At 63.8% G+C, this 23,580-nt stretch carries 21 protein-coding genes; 12 read left to right on the top strand and 9 right to left on the bottom strand.

Features of this window, described 5'->3' with window-relative positions; all coding sequences use genetic code 11:
- Positions 1-122 precede the first annotated feature (122 nt).
- The 6 genes from KIO74_RS25960 to KIO74_RS25935 all read left to right on the top strand — a co-directional run bounded on the left by KIO74_RS25960 (position 123) and on the right by KIO74_RS25935 (position 4,646).
- Positions 123-758, top strand: a complete 636-nt coding sequence (locus KIO74_RS25960) for a hypothetical protein (RefSeq protein ID WP_213337942.1) — start codon at positions 123-125, stop codon at positions 756-758.
- Positions 759-862: 104 nt separating this feature from the next.
- Positions 863-1,714 carry a cytochrome b/b6 domain-containing protein gene (locus KIO74_RS25955; protein ID WP_213337941.1) on the top strand — a complete coding sequence of 284 codons (852 nt, stop codon included), beginning with the start codon at positions 863-865 and terminating at the stop codon, positions 1,712-1,714.
- Positions 1,711-2,487: a molybdopterin-dependent oxidoreductase gene (locus KIO74_RS25950; protein ID WP_213337940.1), complete on the top strand. Its 777-nt coding sequence runs from the start codon at positions 1,711-1,713 to the stop codon at positions 2,485-2,487. The genes KIO74_RS25955 and KIO74_RS25950 overlap by 4 nt, the downstream gene beginning before the upstream one ends.
- 133 nt (positions 2,488-2,620) lie before the next feature.
- On the top strand, positions 2,621-2,908 hold the full coding sequence (locus KIO74_RS25945; RefSeq protein WP_249731480.1) for a helix-turn-helix domain-containing protein: 288 nt from the start codon (positions 2,621-2,623) through the stop codon (positions 2,906-2,908).
- A gap of 56 nt (positions 2,909-2,964) precedes the next feature.
- On the top strand, positions 2,965-3,648 hold the full coding sequence (locus tag KIO74_RS25940; protein ID WP_213337939.1) for a Rossmann-fold NAD(P)-binding domain-containing protein: 684 nt from the start codon (positions 2,965-2,967) through the stop codon (positions 3,646-3,648).
- 32 nt (positions 3,649-3,680) lie between these two features.
- Positions 3,681-4,646 (top strand): alpha/beta fold hydrolase, encoded by a 966-nt coding sequence (locus tag KIO74_RS25935; RefSeq protein ID WP_213337938.1) that lies wholly within the window; start codon positions 3,681-3,683, stop codon positions 4,644-4,646.
- Between the two features lie 121 nt (positions 4,647-4,767).
- Here the strand turns inward: KIO74_RS25935 and KIO74_RS25930 are convergent, their stop codons facing one another.
- Positions 4,768-5,271: a DUF305 domain-containing protein gene (locus KIO74_RS25930; protein WP_213337936.1), complete on the bottom strand. Its 504-nt coding sequence runs from the start codon at positions 5,269-5,271 to the stop codon at positions 4,768-4,770.
- A 292-nt stretch (positions 5,272-5,563) separates the two neighbouring features.
- Between KIO74_RS25930 and KIO74_RS25925 the strand changes: the two genes are divergently transcribed.
- Complete coding sequence (locus KIO74_RS25925; RefSeq protein ID WP_291978735.1) at positions 5,564-8,104, top strand: NAD-dependent epimerase/dehydratase family protein; 2,541 nt, start codon at positions 5,564-5,566, stop codon at positions 8,102-8,104.
- A gap of 303 nt (positions 8,105-8,407) precedes the next feature.
- On the opposite strand, the gene KIO74_RS25920 is transcribed toward KIO74_RS25925, so the two are convergent.
- Complete coding sequence (locus tag KIO74_RS25920; protein WP_213337932.1) at positions 8,408-9,334, bottom strand: cation diffusion facilitator family transporter; 927 nt, start codon at positions 9,332-9,334, stop codon at positions 8,408-8,410.
- A 606-nt stretch (positions 9,335-9,940) separates the two neighbouring features.
- Between KIO74_RS25920 and KIO74_RS25915 the strand changes: the two genes are divergently transcribed.
- Positions 9,941-10,222 (top strand): class I SAM-dependent methyltransferase, encoded by a 282-nt coding sequence (locus KIO74_RS25915; RefSeq protein WP_502762127.1) that lies wholly within the window; start codon positions 9,941-9,943, stop codon positions 10,220-10,222.
- Positions 10,223-10,245: 23 nt separating this feature from the next.
- On the opposite strand, the gene KIO74_RS25910 is transcribed toward KIO74_RS25915, so the two are convergent.
- Genes KIO74_RS25910 through KIO74_RS25900 form a run of 3 tightly spaced genes read right to left on the bottom strand, consistent with a single transcriptional unit; the run spans position 10,246 to position 13,365 of the window.
- The gene (locus KIO74_RS25910) at positions 10,246-12,465 is read right to left on the bottom strand and encodes a xanthine dehydrogenase family protein molybdopterin-binding subunit (protein WP_213337930.1); all 2,220 of its coding nucleotides are present in this window, start codon (positions 12,463-12,465) and stop codon (positions 10,246-10,248) included.
- Positions 12,466-12,468: 3 nt separating this feature from the next.
- On the bottom strand, positions 12,469-12,921 hold the full coding sequence (locus KIO74_RS25905) for a (2Fe-2S)-binding protein (RefSeq protein ID WP_213337928.1): 453 nt from the start codon (positions 12,919-12,921) through the stop codon (positions 12,469-12,471).
- A 12-nt stretch (positions 12,922-12,933) separates the two neighbouring features.
- Positions 12,934-13,365 (bottom strand): c-type cytochrome, encoded by a 432-nt coding sequence (locus KIO74_RS25900; protein WP_291978430.1) that lies wholly within the window; start codon positions 13,363-13,365, stop codon positions 12,934-12,936.
- A gap of 325 nt (positions 13,366-13,690) precedes the next feature.
- Between KIO74_RS25900 and KIO74_RS25895 the strand changes: the two genes are divergently transcribed.
- Together KIO74_RS25895 and KIO74_RS25890 are read left to right on the top strand one after the other, a co-directional pair.
- Positions 13,691-14,863: a CaiB/BaiF CoA transferase family protein gene (locus tag KIO74_RS25895; RefSeq protein WP_213337927.1), complete on the top strand. Its 1,173-nt coding sequence runs from the start codon at positions 13,691-13,693 to the stop codon at positions 14,861-14,863.
- Complete coding sequence (locus KIO74_RS25890) at positions 14,860-15,843, top strand: NADPH:quinone oxidoreductase family protein (protein ID WP_213337926.1); 984 nt, start codon at positions 14,860-14,862, stop codon at positions 15,841-15,843. Before KIO74_RS25895 ends, KIO74_RS25890 begins: the two co-directional genes overlap by 4 nt.
- A 264-nt stretch (positions 15,844-16,107) precedes the next feature.
- Here the strand turns inward: KIO74_RS25890 and KIO74_RS25885 are convergent, their stop codons facing one another.
- A complete protein-coding gene (locus tag KIO74_RS25885; protein ID WP_213336918.1) occupies positions 16,108-16,749 on the bottom strand; it encodes a 3-oxoacid CoA-transferase subunit B in 642 nt (213 codons plus the stop codon).
- The gene (locus KIO74_RS25880; protein ID WP_213337925.1) at positions 16,749-17,474 is read right to left on the bottom strand and encodes a CoA transferase subunit A; all 726 of its coding nucleotides are present in this window, start codon (positions 17,472-17,474) and stop codon (positions 16,749-16,751) included. Before KIO74_RS25880 ends, KIO74_RS25885 begins: the two co-directional genes overlap by 1 nt.
- Before the next feature lie 805 nt (positions 17,475-18,279).
- On the opposite strand from KIO74_RS25880, the gene kce reads away from it, so the two are divergent.
- Positions 18,280-19,212, top strand: a complete 933-nt coding sequence (kce, locus tag KIO74_RS25875; RefSeq protein ID WP_213337924.1) for a 3,5-dioxohexanoate:acetyl-CoA acetone transferase — start codon at positions 18,280-18,282, stop codon at positions 19,210-19,212.
- Between the two features lie 108 nt (positions 19,213-19,320).
- Positions 19,321-20,709 (top strand): enoyl-CoA hydratase-related protein, encoded by a 1,389-nt coding sequence (locus tag KIO74_RS25870; protein ID WP_213337923.1) that lies wholly within the window; start codon positions 19,321-19,323, stop codon positions 20,707-20,709.
- 25 nt (positions 20,710-20,734) lie between these two features.
- Here KIO74_RS25870 and KIO74_RS25865 read toward each other — a convergent pair whose 3' ends face one another.
- Together KIO74_RS25865 and KIO74_RS25860 are read right to left on the bottom strand one after the other, a co-directional pair.
- Entirely contained in the window at positions 20,735-22,195 is a 1,461-nt protein-coding gene (locus tag KIO74_RS25865; protein WP_213337921.1) for a hypothetical protein, read from the bottom strand.
- Between the two features lie 4 nt (positions 22,196-22,199).
- A complete protein-coding gene (locus KIO74_RS25860; protein WP_213337919.1) occupies positions 22,200-23,567 on the bottom strand; it encodes an acetyl-CoA carboxylase biotin carboxylase subunit in 1,368 nt (455 codons plus the stop codon).
- Between the last annotated feature and the right edge of the window lie 13 nt (positions 23,568-23,580).

Genomic DNA, 23,580 nt, shown 5'->3' with positions numbered 1-23,580 from the left:
GCGCTCTCTCGATCTTGGGACGATTCAAACCGCCTCTTCGGCTTCTGCGGTCCCTTGGCGCACCGCACAGGCTGCCTACGTCGCGCCAATGGCTACCTAGCAGTAGGTAGGAAGGAGATAACATGCTTCGGAAATTCACACTGGCCCTTCTCGCGGCCGCCGTCGTCAGCCTGCCGCTCGCGACGGGTGTCAGCTCAGCCGCTTTGGCACAGAATGCCAAGGCGGAGCCCGTCCGCGTTCGCGGCTCGATCGTCAGCTTTGGCGGTGAGGCGTTGACGGTGAACACGCGCGAGGGCCAAACCGTCAATATTGCTCTTGCCCAGGGATGGATGGTGTCGGGCATTGCGCGCGCGTCCATTTCCGACATCAAGCCCGGCGATTATGTCGGCATCGCTTCGCTGCCCACAAAGGACGGGGGCGATGGAGCGCTGGAAGTTCTGATCTTCCCGCCAGCCCTGAAAGGTGCCGGTGAGGGCAGCTTCGGATGGGATCTGAAGCCCGACAGCACCATGACCAACGCCACGGTCGCGGACGCGGTCAAGGGTGTGAATGGGCGCACCGTTACTGTCTCCTACCACGGAAAGGAGAAGAAGATCGCCATTCCGGAAGGTACGCCCGTCGTCACCCTTACCCCGGCCACCAAGGCCGATCTGAAGTCGGGAGCGGCGGTCTTCGTCGCGGGCGAGAAGGCAGCAAGCGGTGCGATTACGGCGCGCCAGGTCGTCGTCGGCACCAACGGCGTCGTCCCGCCGATGTGAGCCGGCGATCCCGCCGGCCGGACCCGTCCGGCCGGTGGAAATACCGGAGGCGCGGAGCCACCCACCGCGCCCATCAATTCAACCAACCCGTTTAGGAGCGCTCCATGAACGAGGAGATGCCGCAACCATCGTCGCGCCGAAGGACAGTCCTGGTCCGGCGTCACTCCATCGTCACCCGCCTGACGCATTGGCTGAATGTACTGTGCCTGAGCTTCCTGCTCCTGAGCGGGCTCCAGATATTCAATGCCTACCCGCGGCTCCACTGGGGTCAGTATGGAGCGGATGCCGATCGGGCCTTCATCCAGATCGGCGCGAGTGAAAGCAACGGTGAACCACGCGGCTTCGTGACGTTCGGTGGCGTCTCCATTCCCACGACCGGGGTGCTCGGCCTGTCGAAGATGGGCAGCGAATGGACAGAGCGCGCATTTCCGGGCTGGCTCACGCTCCCATCCTATCAGGACCTCGCCGCCGGCCGGCGCTGGCATTTCTTCTTCGCCTGGCTCTTCGTCATCAACGGTTTCGTCTATCTGGCTTGCGGCCTGCTGAGCGGTCACTTCCGCCGCGATCTGACGCCGGACCGCCGCGAGCTCGGACCGCGCCACGTCTGGCGGGAGATCATCGATCACGCCCGGCTGCGTTTTCCCGAGGGAGAGCAGGCCCGGCACTACAACGTGCTGCAGAAGCTCACCTATATCGCCGTTATCGCCGGATTGCTGCCTTTGATGGTGCTGACAGGCCTGACCATGTCGCCGGGCATGGATGCGGCATTCCCGTTTCTTCTCGACATCTTCGGCGGACGGCAATCCGCCCGTACGCTCCACTTCATCTGCGCATCGCTGCTGGTTCTCTTCGTCGTCGTTCATGTCGCCATGGTCGTCCTCTCGGGTCCGTGGAACAACATGCGTTCGATGGTCACCGGCCGTTATGCCATCCGGCAGCGGGGACCCGACGCATGAGCAGCTTCCTCACCCGCCGCCGTTTCCTCGTCAGCGGCGCGCTCGGCGCCGGTGCCCTTGCGCTGGGCGGTGGCGTCGCCCTCGAACAGAACGCCGGTGTCGATGCCGTGCTGCGGTCGGCCGAGTCGCTGACGATGAGCACGCAGCGCTTGGTGCTGCGGCGCGGACCGCTGGCCCGGGAATTCACGGAGGCCGATATTTCTCCGACGTTTCGTGTCAACGGTACGCAAGCGCCTGACTCCGAGGAGTATGCCGCATTGCGTGAAAGCAGCTTCGCCGACTGGAAACTGAAAATCGGCGGGCTGGTCAACCGCCCGCTGGAGCTCTCGCTGGCGGACTTGAGGAAGCTCCCTTCGCGCACCCAGATCACCCGCCACGACTGCGTCGAGGGCTGGAGCGCAATCGGCAAATGGACTGGCGTTCCGCTCGGCCTCCTCCTTCAGGCGGCGGGGTTGAAACCCAATGCCCGCTTCGCCGTCTTCCACTGCGCCGATGAACTGGAAAAGACGTTCGACGGCAGCGGCCGCTACTATGAGAGTATCGACCTGATCGATGCGTATCATCCGCAAACGATCCTCGCCTATGCGATGAACGGCGAAGACCTGACGGTCGGGCACGGCGCTCCGCTGCGCCTGCGGGTAGAGAGGCAGCTCGGCTACAAGCAGGCCAAATATGTCATGCGTATCGAGGTCGTCGACAGCTTTGGCGGCCTGTGGGGTGGCAAGGGCGGTTTCTGGGAGGATCGAGGATATGAATGGTACGCGGGGATCTAAAGCACGTCGCCTTGAGGTGAGAGCTGACGCCAGCTGTGCGCGTCGCGATGAGGCCGATCGCGGCGCGTGCCCGACCGTTCTGTGCCTCCGGCAGAACTCTGCCGCTCGGGATGATTGACGCGGATGATCGAGGTTGCGGACGAACGCGGACAGCTTCGGCTCTCCGCAGCGGCTCGTCCGCGAAGGATGTGACGCAGGTGCCACTGTTCGCGACCTCTTGTCCGACGCGCGGCGCGGTCTCGGCCGTCATCTCCTGGCCGATCCCGCGACCGAGATCGACGAGGTGGCCTGCCTGCTCGGCTATCGGGACACCACCTTTTTCTACCGCGCCTTCCGCGAATGGGAGGGCATGCCGCCCAACCGCTGGCGCGAAATGCATCTGCCAGAACGTGCCGCGGCTAACGGCATCGGCTTCCATTGAAGGGGGTGTACGATGGGCACTCCGCCGTTTCGGCGGTTCGTCAAGGAGTGTCCCGCATGATCCGACGTGTTCTCCTCGCCGGTAGTACAGGCCTGGTCGGCAAACTCGTGAACGCCCGGCTCGCTGAACGCCCGGACGTCGATCCCGTCTGCCTCGTTCGGCAGGGTTCGGCCGCGTCCGGACACGCAATCGATTACGAGGAACTCTGCAGGGAGCCCGAAGAGGTGTTGCGGCCCATCGCGCCTGATGGCATCGACGCCGCCATCTCCTGCCTGGGCACCACCATCCGCGCGGCCGGATCGCAGCCAGCGATGTTCCGCGTCGACCACGATTACGTCCTCGCCGTCGCGAAGGGGGCGAGAGCGCTTGGCGCACGCCAGTTCATCCTGATGACCGCGGCTGGCGCGGGCGGCCCCGGCTTTTACCTCCAGACCAAAGGCGCGATCGAGCAGGCTGTCGCCGGGCTCGGCTTCGAGCGGGTGGACCTGATCCGTCCCGGCTTCCTCCTCGGCAATCGTAGCGAGCGACGGGTGTGGGAGGCGATCGGTCAGAACATATTTGCGGTACTCACGCCGGTCCTGCTCGGCCCGCTCTCGCGCTACGGAGCGATCCCCGCCGAGACTGTGGCGGACGCCATCGTCGCGCTGATCGGTGTCGGCGGGGGAGGCCGGCATGTCCATGAGAATCGCGGACTGAGGAATATGTCAGCCGCGGGCCGAGCTTTGAGCGCGGGCAGATAGGGCAACATTCGGCGCGGGAGAAGGGAGCGGCTTTGAAAAATATTGCAGTTAGCGTCCTCGCCGCGGTTGTCGCCTTTGCCGGTGTGTTCGCGGTCGGCAGGCGCTATTCAGCCTCCATAGCTGGAGCCAGACGGCGGGTCGCCGGCCACAGTACCGTCGTCATGACCCGGTTTGGCATACTCGAATATGTGGTCGCCGGCGATGGCGTGCCGCTTCTGATGATCCACGGCACCGGCGGCGGCTTCGACCAGGGCCTGCTCTTCGCAAGCCGCTTGGCCGCGCGCGGGCATCGCGTGATCGCCCCCTCGCGCTTTGGCTATCTCCGAAGCGATTTTGCGCCCGATTCTTCCCCGGCGAACCAAGCCGAGGCGTTCGCCGCATTGCTCGACCATCTCGGCATCGCACGGGTGGCGGTGGCCGGCGGCTCGGCCGGGGCGCTCTCGGCCGCGGCCTTCGCGCTACGTCATCCGGAACGCTGCTCGCACCTCGTTCTTCTCGTGCCGGCGGCCAATGTTTCCGGCCGCGACCCGGTCGAGATGAACTGGTGGCAGAAATGGGCCGTCGACACCGTGCTCGGCTCGGATTTCCTGTTCTGGGCTCTCATGAGAACAATGCCGCGCCGGCTCATCGGAACGCTGCTCGCCACCGATCCGGCGTTGCTCGACCGCGTTCCTGCCGACGAGCGGCGGCGTGCCCTCGCCGTCCTCGAAGGGCTGATGCCGATCGGCATGAAACGGCGCGGCCTCGTCAACGATGCGACATTGGCCGGCGCGTCGGCAGCTCTGGATTTCTCGAGGATCGCCGTGCCGACACTGATCATTTCGCTGGAGGACGACCGGTTCGGCACGGCCGCCACCGCCCGCGCTATCGCGGTCGCCATGCCCGACGCGAGGCTCGTCATCTATCCCACCGGCGGCCACATCTGGCTCGGCCATGACGAAGACATCGCGGACGAGATCACCCGCTTCCTCGCAAGCTCTGCCTGGGCCGCCAGATAGCGCGGGGCTTTTTCCGGGCCGCCGATTGCAAGCATTCGGTGAAGCAACGCGGCCGGATCACCATCCCCTGGGACGCATCGCGTTATCATGACAATCGAGCACGAAAAGCTGAATGAAGCGCTCATTGCGGCACCATGCCGGCTTCCAGCCGCGATCTGATCCGGTTCATCTGCTCAATTTCATTCCTCTGCGATCGAATGATGTCGTCGCAGAGGCGGGCGAGTTCCTGATCGGTGAAGTGGTTTTGCCGACACATGAGTATCGCGCCGGAATGGTGCGGAATCATCGACGCGATAAATTGGCGGTCTTCGACCAGCGCCTGGGTGCGGGTGGCGGCGAACGAAGCAACGGATAAAGCAGCGAAGCCGAGATAGAGGGCTGTGTTGAGACCGCGGCGTGTATACATTCTGCCCATGGTCGCCAGCATGATGATGCCCATCGGAGCCGCCATGGTCAGCGCCATGTAAAGCATGTTGATGTTGTTGTGGAAGTCCTGCCAGCCATCGATCATCGTGAACATTGCCACGTACATGACGATCAAGCCGAGCAGGAAATTGATCGCGAGCATGACATAGCTTCGCGTATCCGTCCGTCCATGCCGAGCTGATTGCTGATGGTCCATCATCAATTGTCTCATGTGGTGGTCCAAGCATCCGTTAGCGCGGAACCCTCGGGACCCAGGATCGTTCCCTCCACCAATGGGGCCGCTGTGCACGAGCCAAGATGGCTGGCCGGCACGGAGTGTCACGCTCGACGTCATGTCCGTTAATCATGCTTGTCGTCACGTCCGTTTGTTGGAGGAGTGCTCGGCCGCCAGCAAAGAAGGCAGCCGAGACGATAGGCGCCGCCGAGACACACACGTCCTGGTTGGCGCACCGGATCCAACCGGGAACGCGGAAGACTTGGAAAGGAAGGGAATATTGGACGCGACCCGCCCCACGGTCCTGATCACCGGCAGCAACGGCTTTCTGGGTCAGGCGATCGGCGAGAGCCTGGTTGAGCGCTATCAGGTCATCGGCCTCGATGTCGCCAAGCCCAGGCTGCCGGTGCCCGGTATCGAAACGCTCGAGATCGACCTCACCTCCGACGAGAGTGTCGCGAAGGCCCTGGCGACAGTGCGCGAGCGCAGTGGCGGCCGGATCGCATCGGTGATCCACCTTGCCGCCTACTACGACACAACCGGAGAGGACAACCCGAAATACGACGCGGTGACAGTCGAGGGGTCGCGCCGGCTGCTGGCCGCGCTCCGGGATTTCGAGACGGAGCAGTTCGTGTTCTCCAGCACCCTGCTCGTGCATGCTCCGAGCCCGGCCAAGGGCGTGAAGATTGACGAGGACTCGCCGCTCGCACCGGCCTGGGCCTATCCGAGATCGAAGGCGCGGACCGAGAAGCTGATCCTGGAGGAGCGCGGCGACGTCAAGGTCGCAATCTTGCGATTGGCGGGCGTCTATGACGAAAATTGCCGCGCGGCCTTCATCGCGCAGCAGATCGCCCGCATCTTTGAGCGCAGGCCGACCGCCTATCTGTTCACCGGCGACATCGAGACCGGCCAACCTTATCTCCATCGGGACGACCTCGCCGATGCCGTGGCGCGCACGGTCGACCGGCGCGGCGAGCTTCCCGACGAAACTACTCTGCTGATCGGCGAGGAAGAGACACCGACCTATGATGAGATGCAGCGGCGGATCGGCCGGCTCGTGCACGGGGAGGAGTGGCGCACCCTCGCGTTGCCCAAGGAGGTGACGAAGCCCGGCGTCTGGCTACAGGAGCAGGTCCTCGATCAGGACACAGAGATCAAGGCGTGGATGATCGAGAATGCCGACGACCACTACGAGATCGACATCTCGCGCGCCAAGCGCCTTCTCGGCTGGCAGCCGCGGCACGCCCTGACCGCCACGCTGCCCGAGATGATCCGGCGGCTGAAGGCCGATCCCACTGATTGGTACGAGACGAACAAGCTGGAGTCCGCGGCTGTCGCCGCCTCGCCGCCGGAGATCGCGCAAGCGGCCGAGCGTCTGCGCCGGCCGCTCGAGCGTTCCGAGGACGAGGTCGAGGCGGAGATCGAACGGCACCGCGCAGGCACCCTCTGGGCTCCGCTGACCAATGCGGCGATCGGGCTGTGGCTCGTGGCGTCCCCCTTCACGCTCGGCCTGTTCGATCCGGCCACGGCTCCGCCACCACCGGCCCTCGGACACGAGATCGCCTCGCCCGAGACGCGCGACGCCCGGCTCGGCATCAGCGAGATCGTGTCCGGCATCCTCGTCGCGGCGTCGGCTCTTCTCGGCATGCGCCGGCGTTGGCACGGGCTGCAATGGCTCACCGCCGCAATCGGCGTCTGGGTGATGCTGGCGCCGCTCCTGTTCTGGACCACCAGCGCGGGCGCCTATGCCACAGATACGCTGGCCGGCATGCTGATCGTCATGTTCGCGGTGATGATACCGCCGACACCGGGCATCAACCGCCGGGCGCTTGCTGCCGATGACGACCGGCCGCTCGGCTGGAGCTATTCGCCGTCCACCTTCAGCCAGCGGATCCACATCATCGGGCTCGCTTTCGTCGGCCTGTTCGTCTCGCGCTATCTCGCCGCCTATCAGCTCGGTCATATCGACGGACTCTGGGATCCGTTCTTCGGACCAGGCGACGCGCCGGTCGGCAATGGCAGCGAGGCGGTGGTCACCTCCTGGGTGTCGAAAGGCTTTCCGATCGCCGATGCCGGGCTCGGCGCCTTCGCCTATGCGCTGGACATCCTCGCCGGCGCCATCGGCGACCGCCGCCGCTGGCGCACCATGCCGTGGATGGTTGTGCTGTTCGGCCTGCTGGTCATCCCGCTCGGTCTGGTGAGCGTCGGCTTCATCATCATCCAGCCGCCGCTGATCGGCGCATTGTGCGCGCTCTGCATCCTTCAGGCCGCCGTCACGGTCTTGCTCATTCCCTATTCGATCGACGAAGTGCTGGCGAGCTGCCAGTACCTCAGGCGTGCAAGGCAGGCGGGGGAGCCGTTCTGGCGCACGTTCTGGTGCGGCGGGCCGGCGCTTTCGGAGAACCAGACGCCGGCGCCGGACCTCGACCGTCCGCTGTCGGCGGTGTTGCGCGAACTCGTGACCGGCGGCGTGAACTTCCCCTGGACGCTGGTCGCGAGCGCGCTGATCGGCATCCTGCTGATGACGACGCCGCTCCTGTTCGGCACAAATCCGCCGCTCTCCTTCAGCGACCATGTCACAGGCTGCCTCGTGATCCTCGTAGCGGTAACTGCGATGGCCGAAGTGACGCGCGCTGTACGCTTCGCCAATCTTGCGCTTGGAGCTTGGATCGCCGTCTCGCCTTTCGTCCTCGACGGCGGGGCTGCGACGGCGACGGTTGCCAATGTCCTCATCGGCCTTCTGCTGATCGGGTTGAGCCTGCCGCGCGGCAGGCGCAGCGACGCGCATTACGGCGGCTGGGACCGGGCGATCGTATGACGCCTGGAGCGATCGCCCCTCTAAGGGCGATCGCGATCAGAGGCTGAACTGGAAGAAGCCAATCTCCCAAAAGGATCCTTTTTAACCAGCTTTCCCTGGGATTTTGGTCGCGAGGCGGGAGCCCGACGACCAAGGATCAGGACGTTCAGCAAGCGAGTCTGGCTTGCCTCGCAACCGCTTCGCCGCGAAGGCGCTTAGCGATCGCGCCGCTTCAGGGCGCGCGTCCCTTCGTATCCGACGTTCATCTCACAGGTTCGGATCGACACAGCCGATCGGACCCCTAAACCGACATTCCATCGAATATCAGAAACGGATTTGCCGGTTCAGAGCGCCGGGAGCATCGACCTGAACCGTAACGTGATCGATGGCGTATTCGCGCTTTAGTCGATCTGCGACGAGCTTCGGCAACGAAAGGGGGTTGACCGTTTCGGTCGGGGTGACGTGGACCGTGGCGACGACCGTATCGTCGGTCAGCGTCCAGGCGTGGAAATGCCCGGCTTCGGCTATTTCCGGGAGGGCCGCCAGACCAGCCTCGACCTTTCCGGCGTCGAGGCCGCGGGGCACGGCCTGCATGAGGACCCTTATTGAATCCGCGATAAGACCCCAGGCGGAGCGGACGACCAGAAGCGCGACGAGAACCGAAAGGAGCGGGTCGAGGATCATCCAGCCGGTCAGCATGATGCCGATCGCGGCCGCGATCGCGCCTATGGAACCGAGCAGATCACCCAGCACATGCAGGAAGGCGCCCCGGAGATTGGCGTCCCCCTTGTTGCCCGACCACAGGATCCATGCGCCGGTCACATTCAACAGAAGTCCGATGACCGCCACGATGAGCATCGGGCCTGCCAGGACTTCGACGGGTTGATTGATGCGGTTGACGGCTTCCCAAGCTATCCAGGCGACCAGGAGCAGAAGGCTCGCCCCGTTGGCCAACGCTGCGAGCACGCGGACGCGGTGATAGCCGTAGGTTCGGGACGCATCGGGCGGCCTGCGCGCCATGCGATAAGCGATCAGAGCCAGCAGCAGCGCGGCCGCGTCCGACACCATGTGCCCGGAGTCGGCGATGAGGGCGAGCGAACCGGCCAGCCACCCGCCCACGGCCTGGACGGCAGCATAACCGGCCGTGATGATGAAGACGAAACGAATGCGCTGCTCATTGCCGGCTGTGACGACCTGCGCGTGGGCATGATCGTCGCCCTCATCATGTCGGTGTTCGCTGGTCGCCGTCATGTCAACACTCGCTCGCTTCGTCTGGGTAATCGCGCCGCTGCCTTCTTGATCTACCAGCTATTCCCGCATGGCCAGGGATTCGATGCCTGACCAGGCACTTGCGTATCTCGTGCAGACGGACGTTGATGGAAAGATACCCTGACGATGAAATCCGCGCTGCGTGCAGCGACGTGCATCGCCGCTCGGATGCCGATATGAAGCTTTTGCAGCCGACGCTGCGGTTGATGGTGTCCGGAGCATCACGCCGGCCAGGTCGACTGCCCAGGCAATTTTTCCCCGGTTTCGATCTAAGCCTCCGATTGGCAGCGACGCGCATTATGGTAGCGTGGACCGAGCGATCGTGTGACGCGTGCCTTTGGTTCACCTCCGGAAACCCGCTTAGTCGGAGGCGACTGGAAGAAATCGGCACGCAGACCTATGCCGCCTCGTGCGGAAGATGGCTTCTATGCCGTTGATTGCCCGCCTCCCGGCAAACATCAAGGCGAGATTCGGAACCCGTTTCGGCCGAAGCCATTCAGTTCCGATACCTCCCTGTAACGGATTGTCGGATTGCGAGTTCCGTGGGACACACCGCCTGAACGCAAGTGCTGCTCGCGATCAACCTCGATGAAGCAACAGAGTGCGCCGGAGGCGTTCGGCTTCTTCCAGGCTTGGCTCAGGAACCCACTGCGGGTCGCCGCCATGGCGCCCTCGGGACATGCGCTCGCCGGCCTCATCACGTCGGAAATGGCGAGTGCTACCGGTCCGGTGATCGAGCTTGGTCCCGGTACGGGCGCGTTCACACGCGCCCTGATCACCCGCGGCGTCAGACAGGAAGACCTGGCGTTGATCGAGTTCGGCTCGGAGTTCGCCGCTGCGCTCAGTTCCCATCATCCGAACCACCTGTGAAGTTTCGGTGGCCTGGAGTAAGTCTAGGCCTCCAGCGCTGCCTTTACCCGTTCCGGAGTGAACGGATAGTGGCGAAGCCTTACACCCCCGGTGAGCCGCGCGACGGCGTTGGCGATTGCCGGACCGGTGGGAGGAAGGCCTGCCTGACCGATACCGCCGAACGGACTCCCGGGCGTCGGTCGCACCGCAACCTCGATTTCAGGCGCCTCGGACATGCGGATCACCCGGTAGGTATCGAAATTCGACTCCTGTACCTCGCCGTCGACGACATTGATCTGCTCGAACAGTGCATGGCCGGTACCGTTGGTGATGCCGGTCATCATCATGGCCTCGATATGGAGGGGCTGGATCGCCACACCGGGATCGATCGCGCACCAGACCTTGTGCACCCGTATGGCGCCAGTTTCCCGATTCAGCGAAACCTCGGCGACCTGGGCGCAATGCGAGCCGAAGGCGTCGGAGTAAGCGACGCCGAGCCCTCGGCCGTCTCGCGCCCGATCCCATTGCGCCATACGTGCGACCGTCTCGATCACGTTTCGCGCGCGGGGCTGGTCCTTCAGAAGCTCCAGCCGCAGGGCGACGGGATCGATGCCTCTGACGGCAGCAATCTCGTCGACAACGCATTCGATCGCGAACCGCGTGTAGCCAACCCCGACCGCGAACCAGAATCCGATGGCGAGGCCGTTGTCCTGGCGAAGATATTCAATCTGATGAGCCGGAACGGTGTAATTGAACTGCGCACCTTCAGTCACGACGTCGTCGTGCCCCCCTGCCTGCGCGAACACCGGCGGCATTGTGCGTGCAAAGATCGAGTCCGCCACGATGCGGTGACGCCAGCCGACGATGTTCCCCTCGGCATCAAGCCCGACCTTGATGTGCTGCGCCTCGAGCGGCCGGAACTTGTCATGCCGGACATCGTCCTCGCGGCTCCAGATGACCTTGACGGGCCGCCCCTCCACCGCCTTGGCCAGAGAGACCGCATCGATGATGAAATCGGCCTCGGCCTTGCGTCCGAAGCCGCCGCCAAGCAGGGTCGTGTTGACCTTCACCTTGTCGGGCGTCGTGCCGACGACGTCCGCCGCGAAACCCTGCGTGCCTGTCGGGCCCTGGGTCGGCGCCCAGATCTCGACCCTGTCGCCGGTGACGCGTGCGGTGGCGTTCATCGGCTCCATAGTCGCGTGGGCGACGTGATCGCTCATGTAGTCGACCTCGATCACCGTCGTAGCGCCGGCGATTGCGGTCTCGACGTCACCACTGGTGTGCGCGGTAACGCCTTGCTTCGTGAGATCGCGGCCGATAGCGCGATACTCGTCGAGCAGCCGCTGGCTCGTATAGTTGCGAACCCGTGAGGTCGTGCTCCAGGTCACGCTGAGCAGGTCTATCGCACGCCTGGTCGCCTGGATCGTCTCGCCAATGATGCCGACGCCGTAGGGGAGTGGGACGATATGGGTAACGCCCGGCACACCGCGCGCCGCTGTGTCGTCGATGGCTTCCGGCCGCTCGTCCTGGACCGGCGCCCGCAGAACCGCCCCGTAGAGCATGTCCGGAAGCTGGACATCGGTCCCGAAGACCGCAGTTCCATCGATCTTCGAGGGGACGTCGATCCGTGAGACAGTCCGGCTGCCGATATAGCGCCATCTGTCTCTTGACTTTAGATCAGCCTCCGTTGCCTGCGGCAGCGGATCCGGAAGCACGGCGTTGGTGGCGACCTCACCGTAATCCAGCACCCGGCCCGAGGGTGGGTGCAAGACCTTGTTCGGTTCGGTCGTAAGCTCCCTCACTGGCACGTTCAGCATGCCGGCAGCAGCGACCATGAGGATCAGGCGGGTCTGGGCGCCGGTCAGGCGAAGCAGCGCGTGATAGCCGCGCGTCGACTCGCTGCCGCCGGTGAGCTGAATCCCGTAGAAGCCGGGATTGCCATAGGTCCCCGCGTCGGAGGGCGCCTGAACCACGCGTACACGGCTCCAATCGGCATCCAATTCCTCGGCGACGAGTAGCGGCAGCGTTGTCGTGATGCCCTGGCCCATCTCGACGGCCGGCGCAATGATGCTGATCGTGCCGTCCGCCGCGATCGTGACCCAGGCGTTGGGACGAAAGGCGCCCTCGGCGGCGGGGGCCATCGTCGCGCCGTAGGCAGGGTCGGATGCTCTCCCGAACGCGACGGCGATGCCGAGGCTGCCGGCCGTGACAAGGAAACTGCGCCGCGACAGCGCGCGGCTATGAGGCTGCGAGGTCCGGGACATGGCTCAGCCCTCCCGCGCGGCGCGCTGAATAGCGCTGATGATGCGGACATAGGTTCCGCAGCGGCAAATATTGCCGTCCATATGCGCGACGATCTCGTCACGGCTGGGAGTGGGGGTGTGTTCAAGAAGCGCCGCCGCCTGCATGATCTGCCCGGACTGGCAGTAACCGCATTGGGGCACCTGCTCGGCGATCCAGGCCTTCTGCAAGGGATGGCTGGCGTCTGGTGACAGACCCTCGATCGTTGTCACTTGCCGGCCGGCCACATCCTCCAGGAAGGTCTGACAGGAGCGTGCAGGCTCGCCGTCGATGTGGACGGTGCAGGCCCCGCATTGCGCGATCCCGCAGCCGAATTTGGTGCCGGTGAGCTTAAGATGCTCGCGGATCACCCAGAGGAGTGGCGTGTCGGGTTGGGCGGCGACATCGACCGCATGCCCGTTGATGGTGAAAGCTGTCATGTCTGCTTCTCCTCAATCTGGGGATTGGCTTTCGAGGTAACGGATGATCGCAGCTCGTTGCGCGGCAGTGGGGACGCCGGCGGTCATCCGTGTCCCCCGCACGACCTGACTCGGCGCGGCGAGAAATGAGTCGAGTGACTGGCGGTCCCACGTCATGCGGGAGGACCGCATCGCACCGGAATAGCTGGCGCCTTCGAGGCTTCCGGCAGCTCGGCCGATGATGCCATGAAGGTTGGGAGCCATCTTGTTTTGTCCCGGATCGACGCTGTGACAGGTGGCGCAGCGTTGCCGGAACAAGCGCTCTCCATCGTCCTGCTGAGCCGCAACCGCAAACGGAAAGAACAGCGGAGAAAGTCGCAAAATGACAATGAGTAATCCGGCCGCCAGCTTCTTATTGTGACCGGATTCCAACGTTGGTGGAGCAAAAATCGTTATGCAATTCACCGTACCGCCTCCATAGATTGCGATACGATAGATGCACGTTTTGGAACGATCTATGCTTCTAAGTCCAGACTATCTTTTCGATAGTCCGAAATCTCTACTATGATCTAAACGGCTGCCTAGCTACCGTCGTTCTTGTTCGCAATAGCTATCCACCCGGCATTGGGGGCGACGTCGACTAAGATGTCCTGCGGCAGCTTCGGGTCATTGGCCTTTCAGGCCGTCATGAGAGCTCCCGCAAAAGATTGACCGGAAAAAGCCGAAGTATTATCGGTTTTATGAGGTTTGGCGGTTTTCTGCAGAGCGGCTTGGAGGATGGGACGTGAGAATGATGACGGACAAAGGTCCTCTCGCCGGCTATCGCGTTGTCGAATTTGGCAGCAACCTGACAGCACCAATTGCGACCATGCTGTTGGGCGACCAAGGCGCTGATGTCATCAAGGTGGAGACCCCTGCTGGCGACCAGCTGCGCGGTTCAGGAGATCGCCGGGCGGCCGTGTCCGGAATGGGCAGCATGTTCCTTAATGCGAACCGCAACAAGCGATCGATTGTACTCGATCTCAAGCAACCTGATGACCGCGCGGTCGCGCTGGCGCTCGCGGCTAGCGCCGATGTCGTTGTGCAGAATTTTCGCCCAGGTGTCATTGACAGGCTCGGCTTGGGCTACGAAGCTGTGAGATCAGTTCGCGAAGACATCGTCTATGTATCGATTGATGGCCTCGGGCGGAGCGGTCCTGCTGCTGGCCGTCGTGTTTACGATATCGTTGTGCAAGGCATCGCGGGGTTTGCCGGCATCCAGGCCGACCCAGTAACGCGAAAACCGGAAGTCGTTCGGAATTCTGTCACCGATAAGGTCACGGCGCTCTTCGTCTTCCAAGCCGTAACTGCCGCCTTGCTGGTGCGCGAGCGCACGGGCAAGGGCCAGCACATCCAGGTCAGCATGCTCGATGCGGCTCTGGCGTTTCTGTGGCCCGAAACTATGGGAAGCAGTACTCTCGCAGGCGGAGATGTCGAGCCCGGAGGGTCGGTCGCCGGCACGCGCTACTGTTATCCCACCGCCGACGGGCACATCATTCTTGGTTTTGTGACGTCCAGCGAATTCGAGGCCGTCTGCGAGGCGCTGGAGAGCCCCGAACTGCTGGACGACCCGCGCTTTAAGACGCTCGGCCAACGCTTCGCCAATGCCGCGGAACTGAATGCTGTGGTTGGTGACCGGCTACTGACCCGCTCTACAGCGGAATGGTTGGCCCGCCTCGCCACTGTCGACGCGGTCTATGCTCCGGTGAACTGGCCAGACGATATTCTGAATGATCCGCAGGTTATAGCGGCCGGAACAGTCGCTGAATACGACCATCCGGTGGTCGGGCCCTATCGGCAGCCGGCACATCCGGCGCGCTTCTCTGCAACACCTGCCGGGCTCCGCCGGCACGCGCCGGAACTGGGTGCCGACGGCCCGGCGATTCGGGCTGAACTCGGCTCGGATAGCGAGGGAGCGCCATGATGAAGGCCTGGGTGCTAAGGCGTTTTTCCAAGCCGTTCGAACTCGAGATGACGGAGCTTCCGCAACCTGTGCCGGGCCCGGGCGAGATCCTGATCCGCAATCACGCCGCAGGCCTCGCCTATGGCGAGACCCTCATCTTTGACGGTACCTACCAGCAGATTCCACCGCTGCCGTACATTCCATCAAATGAAAGCGCCGGTGTTGTGCACAGCTGCGGCGAGGGGGTAACGAAATTCGTCCCAGGCGACCGCGTCATGGTATTCGCCGTCGATATGCGTGGCGGCGCACTGGCCGAGTATAGCGTCATGCCGCAGGCCTTTGTATTTCCGTGCCCGGAACGGCTGAGCTTCTCGGACGCAGCCACGTCAGTGATGAACTATTGGACCTCATTCAATGCTCTCGTCCGGCGTGGTTATCTTAAGGCTGGCGAGACGTTGGTGGTGCATGGCGCCACGGGCGGCGTGGGTTCAACTGCGGTTGAGATCGGCAAACAACTCGGAGCGCGGGTCATTGCGACAGGCGGAAGCGATGTGCGCCTGGCCGATGTCGAGGGCGCCGATCACGTCATCAACTACAACACCGAGCCATTGCGCGATCGCGTGCTCGAACTGACCCGCGGCATCGGTGCAGACGTGTATTATGACCCGGTCGGCGGTGACCTCTTTGATCTGTCCATGCGAGCCATAGCACCTGGCGGCCGCATCCTTGTCGTTGGGTTCACGTCGGGGCGCCCCGCGTTGGCCCGCACGAACGTCATGCTAGTTAAAATGGTATCCGTGATCGGGGTGGAAGCTAGGCTGGGGCTGCTGCGCGGCCACGACGAGGGCTGGGCGGACCTTCGTGAAATGCTTGACTGGATCCACACAGGTCGACTCAATCCACGGGCGGGTGAGGTGTTCGCCTTCGAGGATGCAGCGAAGGGCTATCACCATATCCTGTCTCGCCAGCACAGGGGCAAATGCGTCGTAGAAATCCCCTGAGCATCTCAGCTGCCTGCGATCGTCGCCAATAAGGCGCTCGCCTCGTCATTCTCGGCTGGGCGCAGGCGGCCTCTTTGTACGGCGCCGTTCGGCGATGCCGTGTTGCATCTCATCGACCATTCTGGCCTCGGCGCGCCGTGCCCGTGCCGACGATCGCCATAAGAAAGGCCGAGGCGATTGATCGCCTCGGCCTGAAAGATCATCCCGTGATGCAGGAACCCGAAAACGCCCGATCCGGGTTCGTCACGAACTTCCGTCGCTGTCCTACAGCTTCACCGCGAATTCGGCGGCCGTCTTGGCCTTGACCTCGTCGAGGCTGACGCCGGGCGCGAGTTCGGTGAGTTGCAGCGTTTCCCCACGCGCCGGGAAGCTGAACAGGGCCAGGTCGGTGATGACCACGTCGACCACCTGGCGTCCTGTCAGCGGCAGGCTGCAGTCCTTCACGAGCTTTGACGTGCCGGCCTTGTCCACATGCTCCATCAGCACGATGATGCGCTTGGCGCCGGCGACGAGATCCATCGCGCCGCCCATGCCCTTCACGACCTTGCCCGGCACCATCCAGTTCGCGAGGTCGCCGCGCTCCGACACCTCCATCGCGCCGAGGATCGACAGGTCGATATGCCCGCCGCGCACCATCGCGAAGCTGTCGGCGCTCGAGAAATAGGACGACTCCGGGATCTCCGTCACCGTCTGCTTGCCCGCGTTGATGAGGTCGGGATCGGCCTCGCCCTCATAGGGAAACGGCCCGATGCCCAAGAGCCCGTTCTCGCTCTGCAGCGTCACCGTCAGGCCGGGCGCGATGCAATTCGCGACGAGCGTCGGAATGCCGATGCCCAGGTTCACATAAAAGCCGTCGCGCAGCTCCGCCGCCGCCCGCGCCGCCATCTCCTCGCGTGACCACGCCATCAGTTCGCTCCCGCTTCTGCCGCCGGCCGCGGACGCGTCGTCTCGCGCTCGATCCGCTTCTCGTAGTCATGCCCCTCGACGATCCGGTCGACATAGATCCCGGGCGTATGGATATTGTCAGGGTCGAGGCTGCCGATCGGCACGATCTCCTCGACCTCGGCCACCGTCACCTTCGCCGCCGTCGCCATCATCGGGTTGAAGTTGCGCGCGGTCTTCCGGTAGATCAGATTGCCCTCGGCATCGCCCTTCCAGGCCTTGACGATGGCGAGATCGGCGGTGAGCCCGGTCTCCATCACATAGTCCTCGCCGTTGAACTGGCGGACTTCCTTGCCCTCGGCGACGATCGTGCCGACGCCGGTGCGCGTGAAGAAGGCCGGAATGCCGGCCCCGCCTGCCCGGATACGCTCGGCGAGCGTCCCTTGCGGGTTGAACTCGAGCTCAAGCTCACCCGACAGGTAAAGCTTCTCGAACAGCTTGTTCTCGCCGACATAGGACGAGACCATCTTCTTGATCTGGCCCTTGCCGAGCAGGATGCCGAGCCCGAAATCATCCACCCCGCAGTTATTGGAGATGAAGGTCAGATCCTTCGTCCCCTTGCGCGCGATCGCCGTGATCAGATGCTCGGGGATGCCGCACAGGCCGAAGCCGCCCGCCATGATCACCATCCCGTCGAACAGAACGTCGTCCAATGCCGACGATCCGTCCTTGAATGCCTTGTTGCGCATATGCGCTCCCTCCGAAAAAGCTGCGCCTGAATATTTCAGGCATTGCAAGCCAATACTCTCCTAAACGTGTAAGCGTGCCGCTGTATCGCGAAGGACATCCCAGAAACCGCCTCGGGAGCGCCTAAATGGATGCGATCAGCATGAGCTTAAAACAGCTCTCGTCACAGCTTCAATGGTACCTGACGAAGATTGGGTACAACCACAATGAAGGCCGCGCTAATGCGTTGGCCCCAGAATTGACGCACCAGCATTGACAACTGATCTGACAAACAAGTTGATCGGCAGCAAAGATGAAAAAATATCCGGCGTGAAGAATTTTTCCGCGAGCGCGGACGGTCCTCCAACGATTCTGCCGTACACTCACTCAGCCGGAAGCTCGACATAACTCTGCGCGCACGCTCCAGCCAAGCCTCCCTTATTTCTCCTCACGCATTGCCTTCCCGCCAGGTCCCGAACTGTCTAGGGCCAGCTCCGCTGGCCATGTCACATCAACCACTGCTGTTTCCCGGAAAAAATTCGGAAACTTCTTCGCGCATTTGATTAGCACCGTTATCCAGAAACAAAAAGACACAGGATTGCAAAATATCAGATCCGAATATAATTCTGTTTCAACGCCAGCGAGGTGAGCAAGGTAATGTGTCACCGTGATTGGGTTGATTGGCCATGGCGCACATGGCGCGGAGGACTAGCGGCCGGACGCGCTAAGATCGGCTGCCTTGCCGCAGTTCCGGGCGCTCGACAATCACCGTGATACATCGCTTCGCAATACGGAGAGGCGCCTTTGGGCACGACAGGAGGAAGCACCATGAAACGCTCGAAAAAGGTCATCATCAGCTGCGCCGTGACTGGTTCGGTCCATACGCCTTCGATGTCGCCACATCTGCCCGTCACTCCGGCTGATATCGCCCAACAGGCGATCGAGGCGGCCGGCGCGGGCGCTGCCATTCTGCATCTGCACGCACGTGACCCGGAGACGGCGAAGCCGACGCAGTCGCCCGATGCCTTCCGCCTGTTCCTTCCCCAGATCAAGCAGGCCTGTGACGCCATCGTGAATATCACGACGGGTGGCGGGCTCGGCATGAGCATGGACGAACGGCTGAGCGCGGCGAAATGGGCGAAGCCCGAGCTCGCCTCGATGAATATGGGCTCGATGAACTTCAATCTCTCCGGCGCGACGGCCCGTATCACCGCGTTCAAGCATGACTGGGAGAAGCCGTATCTGGAGAATACCAAAGACTACATCATGCCGAACACCTTCGCGCAGATCGAGCGGGCCATGCTGGAGCTCGGCGATCTCGGCACGCGCTTCGAGTTCGAATGCTATGATACGAGCCATCTCTACAATCTCGCGCATTTCGCTGAGCGCGGCATCGTCAAGCCGCCGTTCTTCGTGCAGGCGATATTCGGCGTGCTCGGCGGCATCGGGCCGGAACCGGAGAACCTGATGTCGATGAAGGCGACCGCCGATCGCCTGTTCGGCGACGACTATTATCTGTCGATCCTCGCCGCCGGTCGCTACCAGATCCCCTTCACGACTATGGGGGCCATTCTCGGCGGCCATGTCCGCGTCGGACTTGAGGACAACCTGTTCCTCAACAAGCGCGAACTGGCGCCGTCCAACGCCGCGCTGGTCGCGAAAAGCCGGCGCATTCTGGAGGAACTCTCCCTCGAAATCGCAACGCCGGAAGAGGCCCGCGCCATGCTGGGCACCAAGGGCGGCGACGAAGTGGGCTTCTAGCGCATCGCCCGAGACCTCCGGTGCCACCGGCCATGCGCTCGGCCGGCCCGGCCCGGCCGCATGCTCGCTGCAGAAGCGTGCTCAACCTGCCGAGAGCGGAGCAGGATCATGACCGTGAAAGCACCTCCCCAGCTCGATCATTTCCGCTTCGAGATGGCAAAGCCGGCGATCGGGCATCTCGTCTTCGATACGCCGGGGCGGACGGTGAATGTTCTCAGCGCGGCGGCGCTCGCCGATCTGGAGCGGATCGCCGCCTGGCTGCCCGAAAGTGGGCTCGCAGGCCTCGTCTTATCCTCGGCCAAGGCGAGCGGTTTCTGCGCCGGCGCCGACCTTGCGGAGTTCGAAGCGATCCGTGGCATGGTTGCGGCGACTGCGCCGGACGATCGCTTCGCCGCCCTGCATGCCCGATTCGCCCCCTTCACGCGCGCTTTCCGCCGTCTCGAGACGGCGGGCGTGCCGATCGCCGTGGCGATCGAAGGCCCGGCGTTGGGTGGCGGCTGCGAGCTGGCGCTCGCCGGGCATTGGCGGGTCATGGCGGACGGCGGCGCAGCCACCCTCGGCCTGCCGGAGATCACCGTCGGTCTCTTTCCAGCCGGTGGCGGCACACAGCGCCTTCCGCGCCTCATCGGGCTGGATGCCGCCGTTCCCATGTTGTTCGACGGGACATGGCTGTCGGCGGAAGCGGCCGTCGCGGCGGGCGCCGCCGATGCGCTCGCAGCGCCGGGAAAGACCGTCGCGGAGGCAGTCGCATGGCTGGAGAGCGGGCCGGATTGGCTCCCGCGCTGGGATTGCCCGGGCGGGGTACCCGCGCCCTCTCCGGCACGACTGGCTGCCTTCCGGCAGGAGCGCGAAGCCGAGGCCCAGGGACACTATCCGGCTGTCACGGCCATTCTCGATTGCCTTGAACGGGGGCTGTCGGTTCCGATGGATCGGGCCAATGCGGTGGAAATCGAGGCTCTTTCGCGGCTTCTCCTGCGGCCCGAGCCATGGGCGATGGTGGCAACCTTGTTTCACGGCCGGCAGGCTTTTCAGCGCGCGGCGAAACACAACGGCCTGCCTAGCTGGCTGGCGCCGCTGGTCGAGGATGTCGGCCGGGCGCTCGCTTTCGAAGCGGACAGCATGGGACGGGCGCTGGCCGAGCCCGCCGCCGTTCACGCGGGTTTCACGAAACCTCTGCCATCTTTGCGGGATGGCGTCGGACGCGTTCCTCGGCCGACGCTCGTACCTCCGCCCTCTTTTACGCCACCGACATCGGCCCAGGCGACGGGTTTATGGATCGACGCCCCTTCCGCTGGCTGGCAGGTACGGGCCGCGCGGCTGTTGTCCCGCGCGGTTCTCGCCGCGGAGGCCCATGGCGCGGGATTGGCCGAGGCGGACCGTCAGATGGCCGACTACGCTGTCGTGGCGGAACTCGGATTCCCCGCCTATCTCGGCGGCCCCTTCGCGCTTGCCTCGATGGCAGGAGGCGGATGGGCGAGGGCGCAACTCAATGAGTAACGCCCCGCAACCCCCTTAAGTCTTGTCACGCGTTGCGGCGTAACGAGACGGTCATTCCCGCGGACTTGACCTCGATCACCGGAGAGCGGGTCATCTTCATCAGCTTGCGCACCTGTTCCATTTCCGGCGACGACAGCAACGGGTAAGTCGTCTTGACCGGCCCGGCCGCACGCATCTTGGCGATATCGGCCGCGGGCACGGTCGCGCGCAGGATCAACTCGTCCTCGTCGTCGGTCGCATATTGCTTCTTCAGGTCCTCCAGCGTGGGTTGCTGCGGCGGATTGGCCAGGACGTCCTTGGCACGCGGCGAGGCCATGATCTGATCAAGTACGTTCCCGTCCACCGGCGCGACGGTCTTGCCGTAGAAGCCGGCCGCATATTGCACGACTTCGTCGGGCACCGTTCCGTAGCGCTTGCCCGTGACGATATTCAGGACGGCCTGGATGCCGACCAGCTGGCTGAAGGGTGTCGCCATGCCGGGATAGCCGAGCTCACGGCGGACGCGGGCAACCTCATCCAGCACATCGCCCAGCCGATCCATCATATTGTGCTGGGCGAGCTGGGCCTTGAAGGTGCCCATCATGCCGCCTGGAATCTGGTGCTCGATGGAGAACACGTCGTATTCGGCAAACTGATTGACGAGGAAGCCGGCGGCCTTGCCGACGGCCTCGAAGTGATCGGCGACCGGCTTGAAGAGCGATGTGTCGAGCCCATGGCTATGGCCCTTCAGCTCCACATTGCGCGCCATGATCTCGGTGGAGGGCACTGACGGACCGTTGGCCATCGGCCGGCTCGCCGTGTGGATGATCGACACGCCGAGATCGATGGCATCGAGATAGGCCTTGGCCGATAGGCCGAGCAGATTGTTCGAGTGCATCTCGATCTTCTTGCCGCGCGCATTCGCCACGATGGCCGGCACGAGCGTCGAGAGTCGTTCCTTCTCCAGGACGCCCGCGGTATCGTAGAGAAGAATAGTGTCGATATCCGGCGACGCGGACAGCTGGTCCGCCTTATCCGCATAGTATTCGTCCGTATGGACGGGCGACAGGGCGAACATGATCGCGCCAGCTACCTCGGCCTTGGCCTCCTTGGCAACCTTGGCGAGGCGCGTCATCTTGTCGATGTTGAAAAGGACGTCGTAGATCCAGAATGATCGCACGCCATGGGCGCAGAGGCGGCGCACCCAGAGATCCATCAGCGCGTCGGGCGTAACGCCGAAGGTGACATTGGCGTTGGCGCGGAGGCCTGCCCTGACGGGCGTATGCGGCATGGAGGCCACAAGAAGATCGAGGCCTTCCCAGTAATTCTCGTGGCAATAGCGGGTCAGCACGTCCAGCATGCCGCCGCCGGTCAGGTCGATGGTGCGGAAGCCCGTGCGGTCGATGAGCGGTGATACGGGTAGCGCCATGCCCGCTTGCATGCGAAGGCCCCACAGGCTCTGCTGGCCGTCGCGCATGGTTTCATCAAGGAACTCGATACGAGCCATGGGGCTACTCCTGGTCGGGCTGGAAGGCGGGCAGGCCGCGGTCCTCCAGCCAGCGTGTGGTGATGGCGTTCGTGCGGAAGTCGGGGTGATCGAGAATGAAGGCATCAAGCGGCAGGGTGGTGCGGATGCCTTCGATGCGAAAGGCCTTCACGGCTGCGAGCAAGCGCTCGAGCGCCTCTTCGCGTGAGCGTCCATGGGCGATCAGTTTGCCGACCATGGAATCGTAGAAGGGCGGCACCAGATAGCCTTCGTAGACGTGGCTGTCGAGCCGGAGGCCATGGCCATCCGGCGGTCCCCAACGCGTGATGCGGCCGGGTGAGGGCATGAAATCGCGCGTGGGATCCTCGGCATTGATCCGCACCTCGATGGCGTGCCCGGCGATGGTGATGTCGTCCTGGCGCAGGCCAAGGCCCTCGCCGGCGGCCACACGCAGCTGCAGCGCGATCAGATCCTGCCCAGTGATGGCCTCGGAGACTGGATGCTCGACCTGGATGCGCGAATTCACCTCGATGAAATAGAAGTCGTCGCGGTCCACGTCATAGAGGAATTCGACGGTCCCGGCATTGCGATAACGCGCATGGGCGGTGAGCCGGACAGCGGCGGCATGCAGGCGCTCGCGGACGGCGGCCGAGAGCGCGGCCGATGGTGCTTCCTCGATCAGCTTCTGGTAACGACGCTGGACCGTGCAGTCGCGCTCCCCGAAATGGAGGACATTGCCCTCGCCGTCGCCGAGAATCTGCACTTCCACATGGCGTGCACGCTCGACGAAGCGCTCCATATAGAGCCGGCTGTCGCCGAAGGCGGCTTCCGCCTCGCGTGAGGCGCGCTCGAAGGAGCCCTCGATATCGGCGGGCGATGTAGCCTTGAACATGCCACGCCCGCCGCCGCCCGCCGAGGCCTTCATGACGACGGGATAGCCCAGCGCCTCAGCGGCCGTCTTCGCCTCGGCCACGCCGGCGATATGGTCGGTGCCGGGTACGGTCGGAACGCCGGCTTCGAGCGCGAGCGCCCTGGCGCCGAGCTTGTCGCCCAAGGTCGCGATCGTCTCCTGTCGCGGGCCGACGAAGATGATGCCATTTTCCATGCAGAGCCGCGACAACTCAGGCTTCTCGGAGAGGAAGCCGTAGCCCGGATGCAGCGCGTCACAACCGGTGGCGAGCGCCGCATGAAGGATCAGATTGACGTCGAGATAGCTCTGGCTGGACGGTGCGGGGCCGAGTACGACCGCGCGGTCAGCCATCTGCGCGCCCAGGCTGTCCTTGTCCGCGGCGGAAATGCCAATGACGGTCTCGATGCCGAGCGATTTCGCCGCGCGCTGGATACGCACCGCGATCTCGCCGCGGTTGGCAATGAAAAGGCGCTTGATCGCCATATCCTTGGCCGTC

Origin of the sequence: Chelatococcus sp. HY11 (assembly GCF_018398335.1) — a bacterium.
Taxonomy (GTDB): Bacteria; Pseudomonadota; Alphaproteobacteria; order Rhizobiales; family Beijerinckiaceae; genus Chelatococcus.
Note: the sequence above shows the minus strand (reverse complement) of the source record. Positions and strands in the feature narration are given on the sequence as shown.

Excerpts from the sequence above, each read along its gene's own strand:
- KIO74_RS25915 (WP_502762127.1), top strand. The coding sequence starts at position 9,941 with ATGAAGCAACAGAGTGCGCCGGAGGCGTTCGGCTTCTTCCAGGCTTGG.
- KIO74_RS25960 (WP_213337942.1), top strand. The coding sequence starts at position 123 with ATGCTTCGGAAATTCACACTGGCCCTTCTCGCGGCCGCCGTCGTCAGC.
- KIO74_RS25865 (WP_213337921.1), bottom strand. The coding sequence starts at position 22,195 with ATGGCTCGTATCGAGTTCCTTGATGAAACCATGCGCGACGGCCAGCAG.
- KIO74_RS25955 (WP_213337941.1), top strand. The coding sequence starts at position 863 with ATGAACGAGGAGATGCCGCAACCATCGTCGCGCCGAAGGACAGTCCTG.
- KIO74_RS25920 (WP_213337932.1), bottom strand. The coding sequence starts at position 9,334 with ATGACGGCGACCAGCGAACACCGACATGATGAGGGCGACGATCATGCC.
- KIO74_RS25950 (WP_213337940.1), top strand. The coding sequence starts at position 1,711 with ATGAGCAGCTTCCTCACCCGCCGCCGTTTCCTCGTCAGCGGCGCGCTC.
- KIO74_RS25885 (WP_213336918.1), bottom strand. The coding sequence starts at position 16,749 with ATGGCGTGGTCACGCGAGGAGATGGCGGCGCGGGCGGCGGCGGAGCTG.
- KIO74_RS25880 (WP_213337925.1), bottom strand. The coding sequence starts at position 17,474 with ATGCGCAACAAGGCATTCAAGGACGGATCGTCGGCATTGGACGACGTT.
- KIO74_RS25870 (WP_213337923.1), top strand. The coding sequence starts at position 19,321 with ATGACCGTGAAAGCACCTCCCCAGCTCGATCATTTCCGCTTCGAGATG.
- KIO74_RS25940 (WP_213337939.1), top strand. The coding sequence starts at position 2,965 with ATGATCCGACGTGTTCTCCTCGCCGGTAGTACAGGCCTGGTCGGCAAA.
- KIO74_RS25905 (WP_213337928.1), bottom strand. The coding sequence starts at position 12,921 with ATGACAGCTTTCACCATCAACGGGCATGCGGTCGATGTCGCCGCCCAA.
- kce (WP_213337924.1), top strand. The coding sequence starts at position 18,280 with ATGAAACGCTCGAAAAAGGTCATCATCAGCTGCGCCGTGACTGGTTCG.
- KIO74_RS25890 (WP_213337926.1), top strand. The coding sequence starts at position 14,860 with ATGATGAAGGCCTGGGTGCTAAGGCGTTTTTCCAAGCCGTTCGAACTC.
- KIO74_RS25930 (WP_213337936.1), bottom strand. The coding sequence starts at position 5,271 with ATGATGGACCATCAGCAATCAGCTCGGCATGGACGGACGGATACGCGA.
- KIO74_RS25860 (WP_213337919.1), bottom strand. The coding sequence starts at position 23,567 with ATGGCGATCAAGCGCCTTTTCATTGCCAACCGCGGCGAGATCGCGGTG.
- KIO74_RS25895 (WP_213337927.1), top strand. The coding sequence starts at position 13,691 with ATGATGACGGACAAAGGTCCTCTCGCCGGCTATCGCGTTGTCGAATTT.
- KIO74_RS25910 (WP_213337930.1), bottom strand. The coding sequence starts at position 12,465 with ATGTCCCGGACCTCGCAGCCTCATAGCCGCGCGCTGTCGCGGCGCAGT.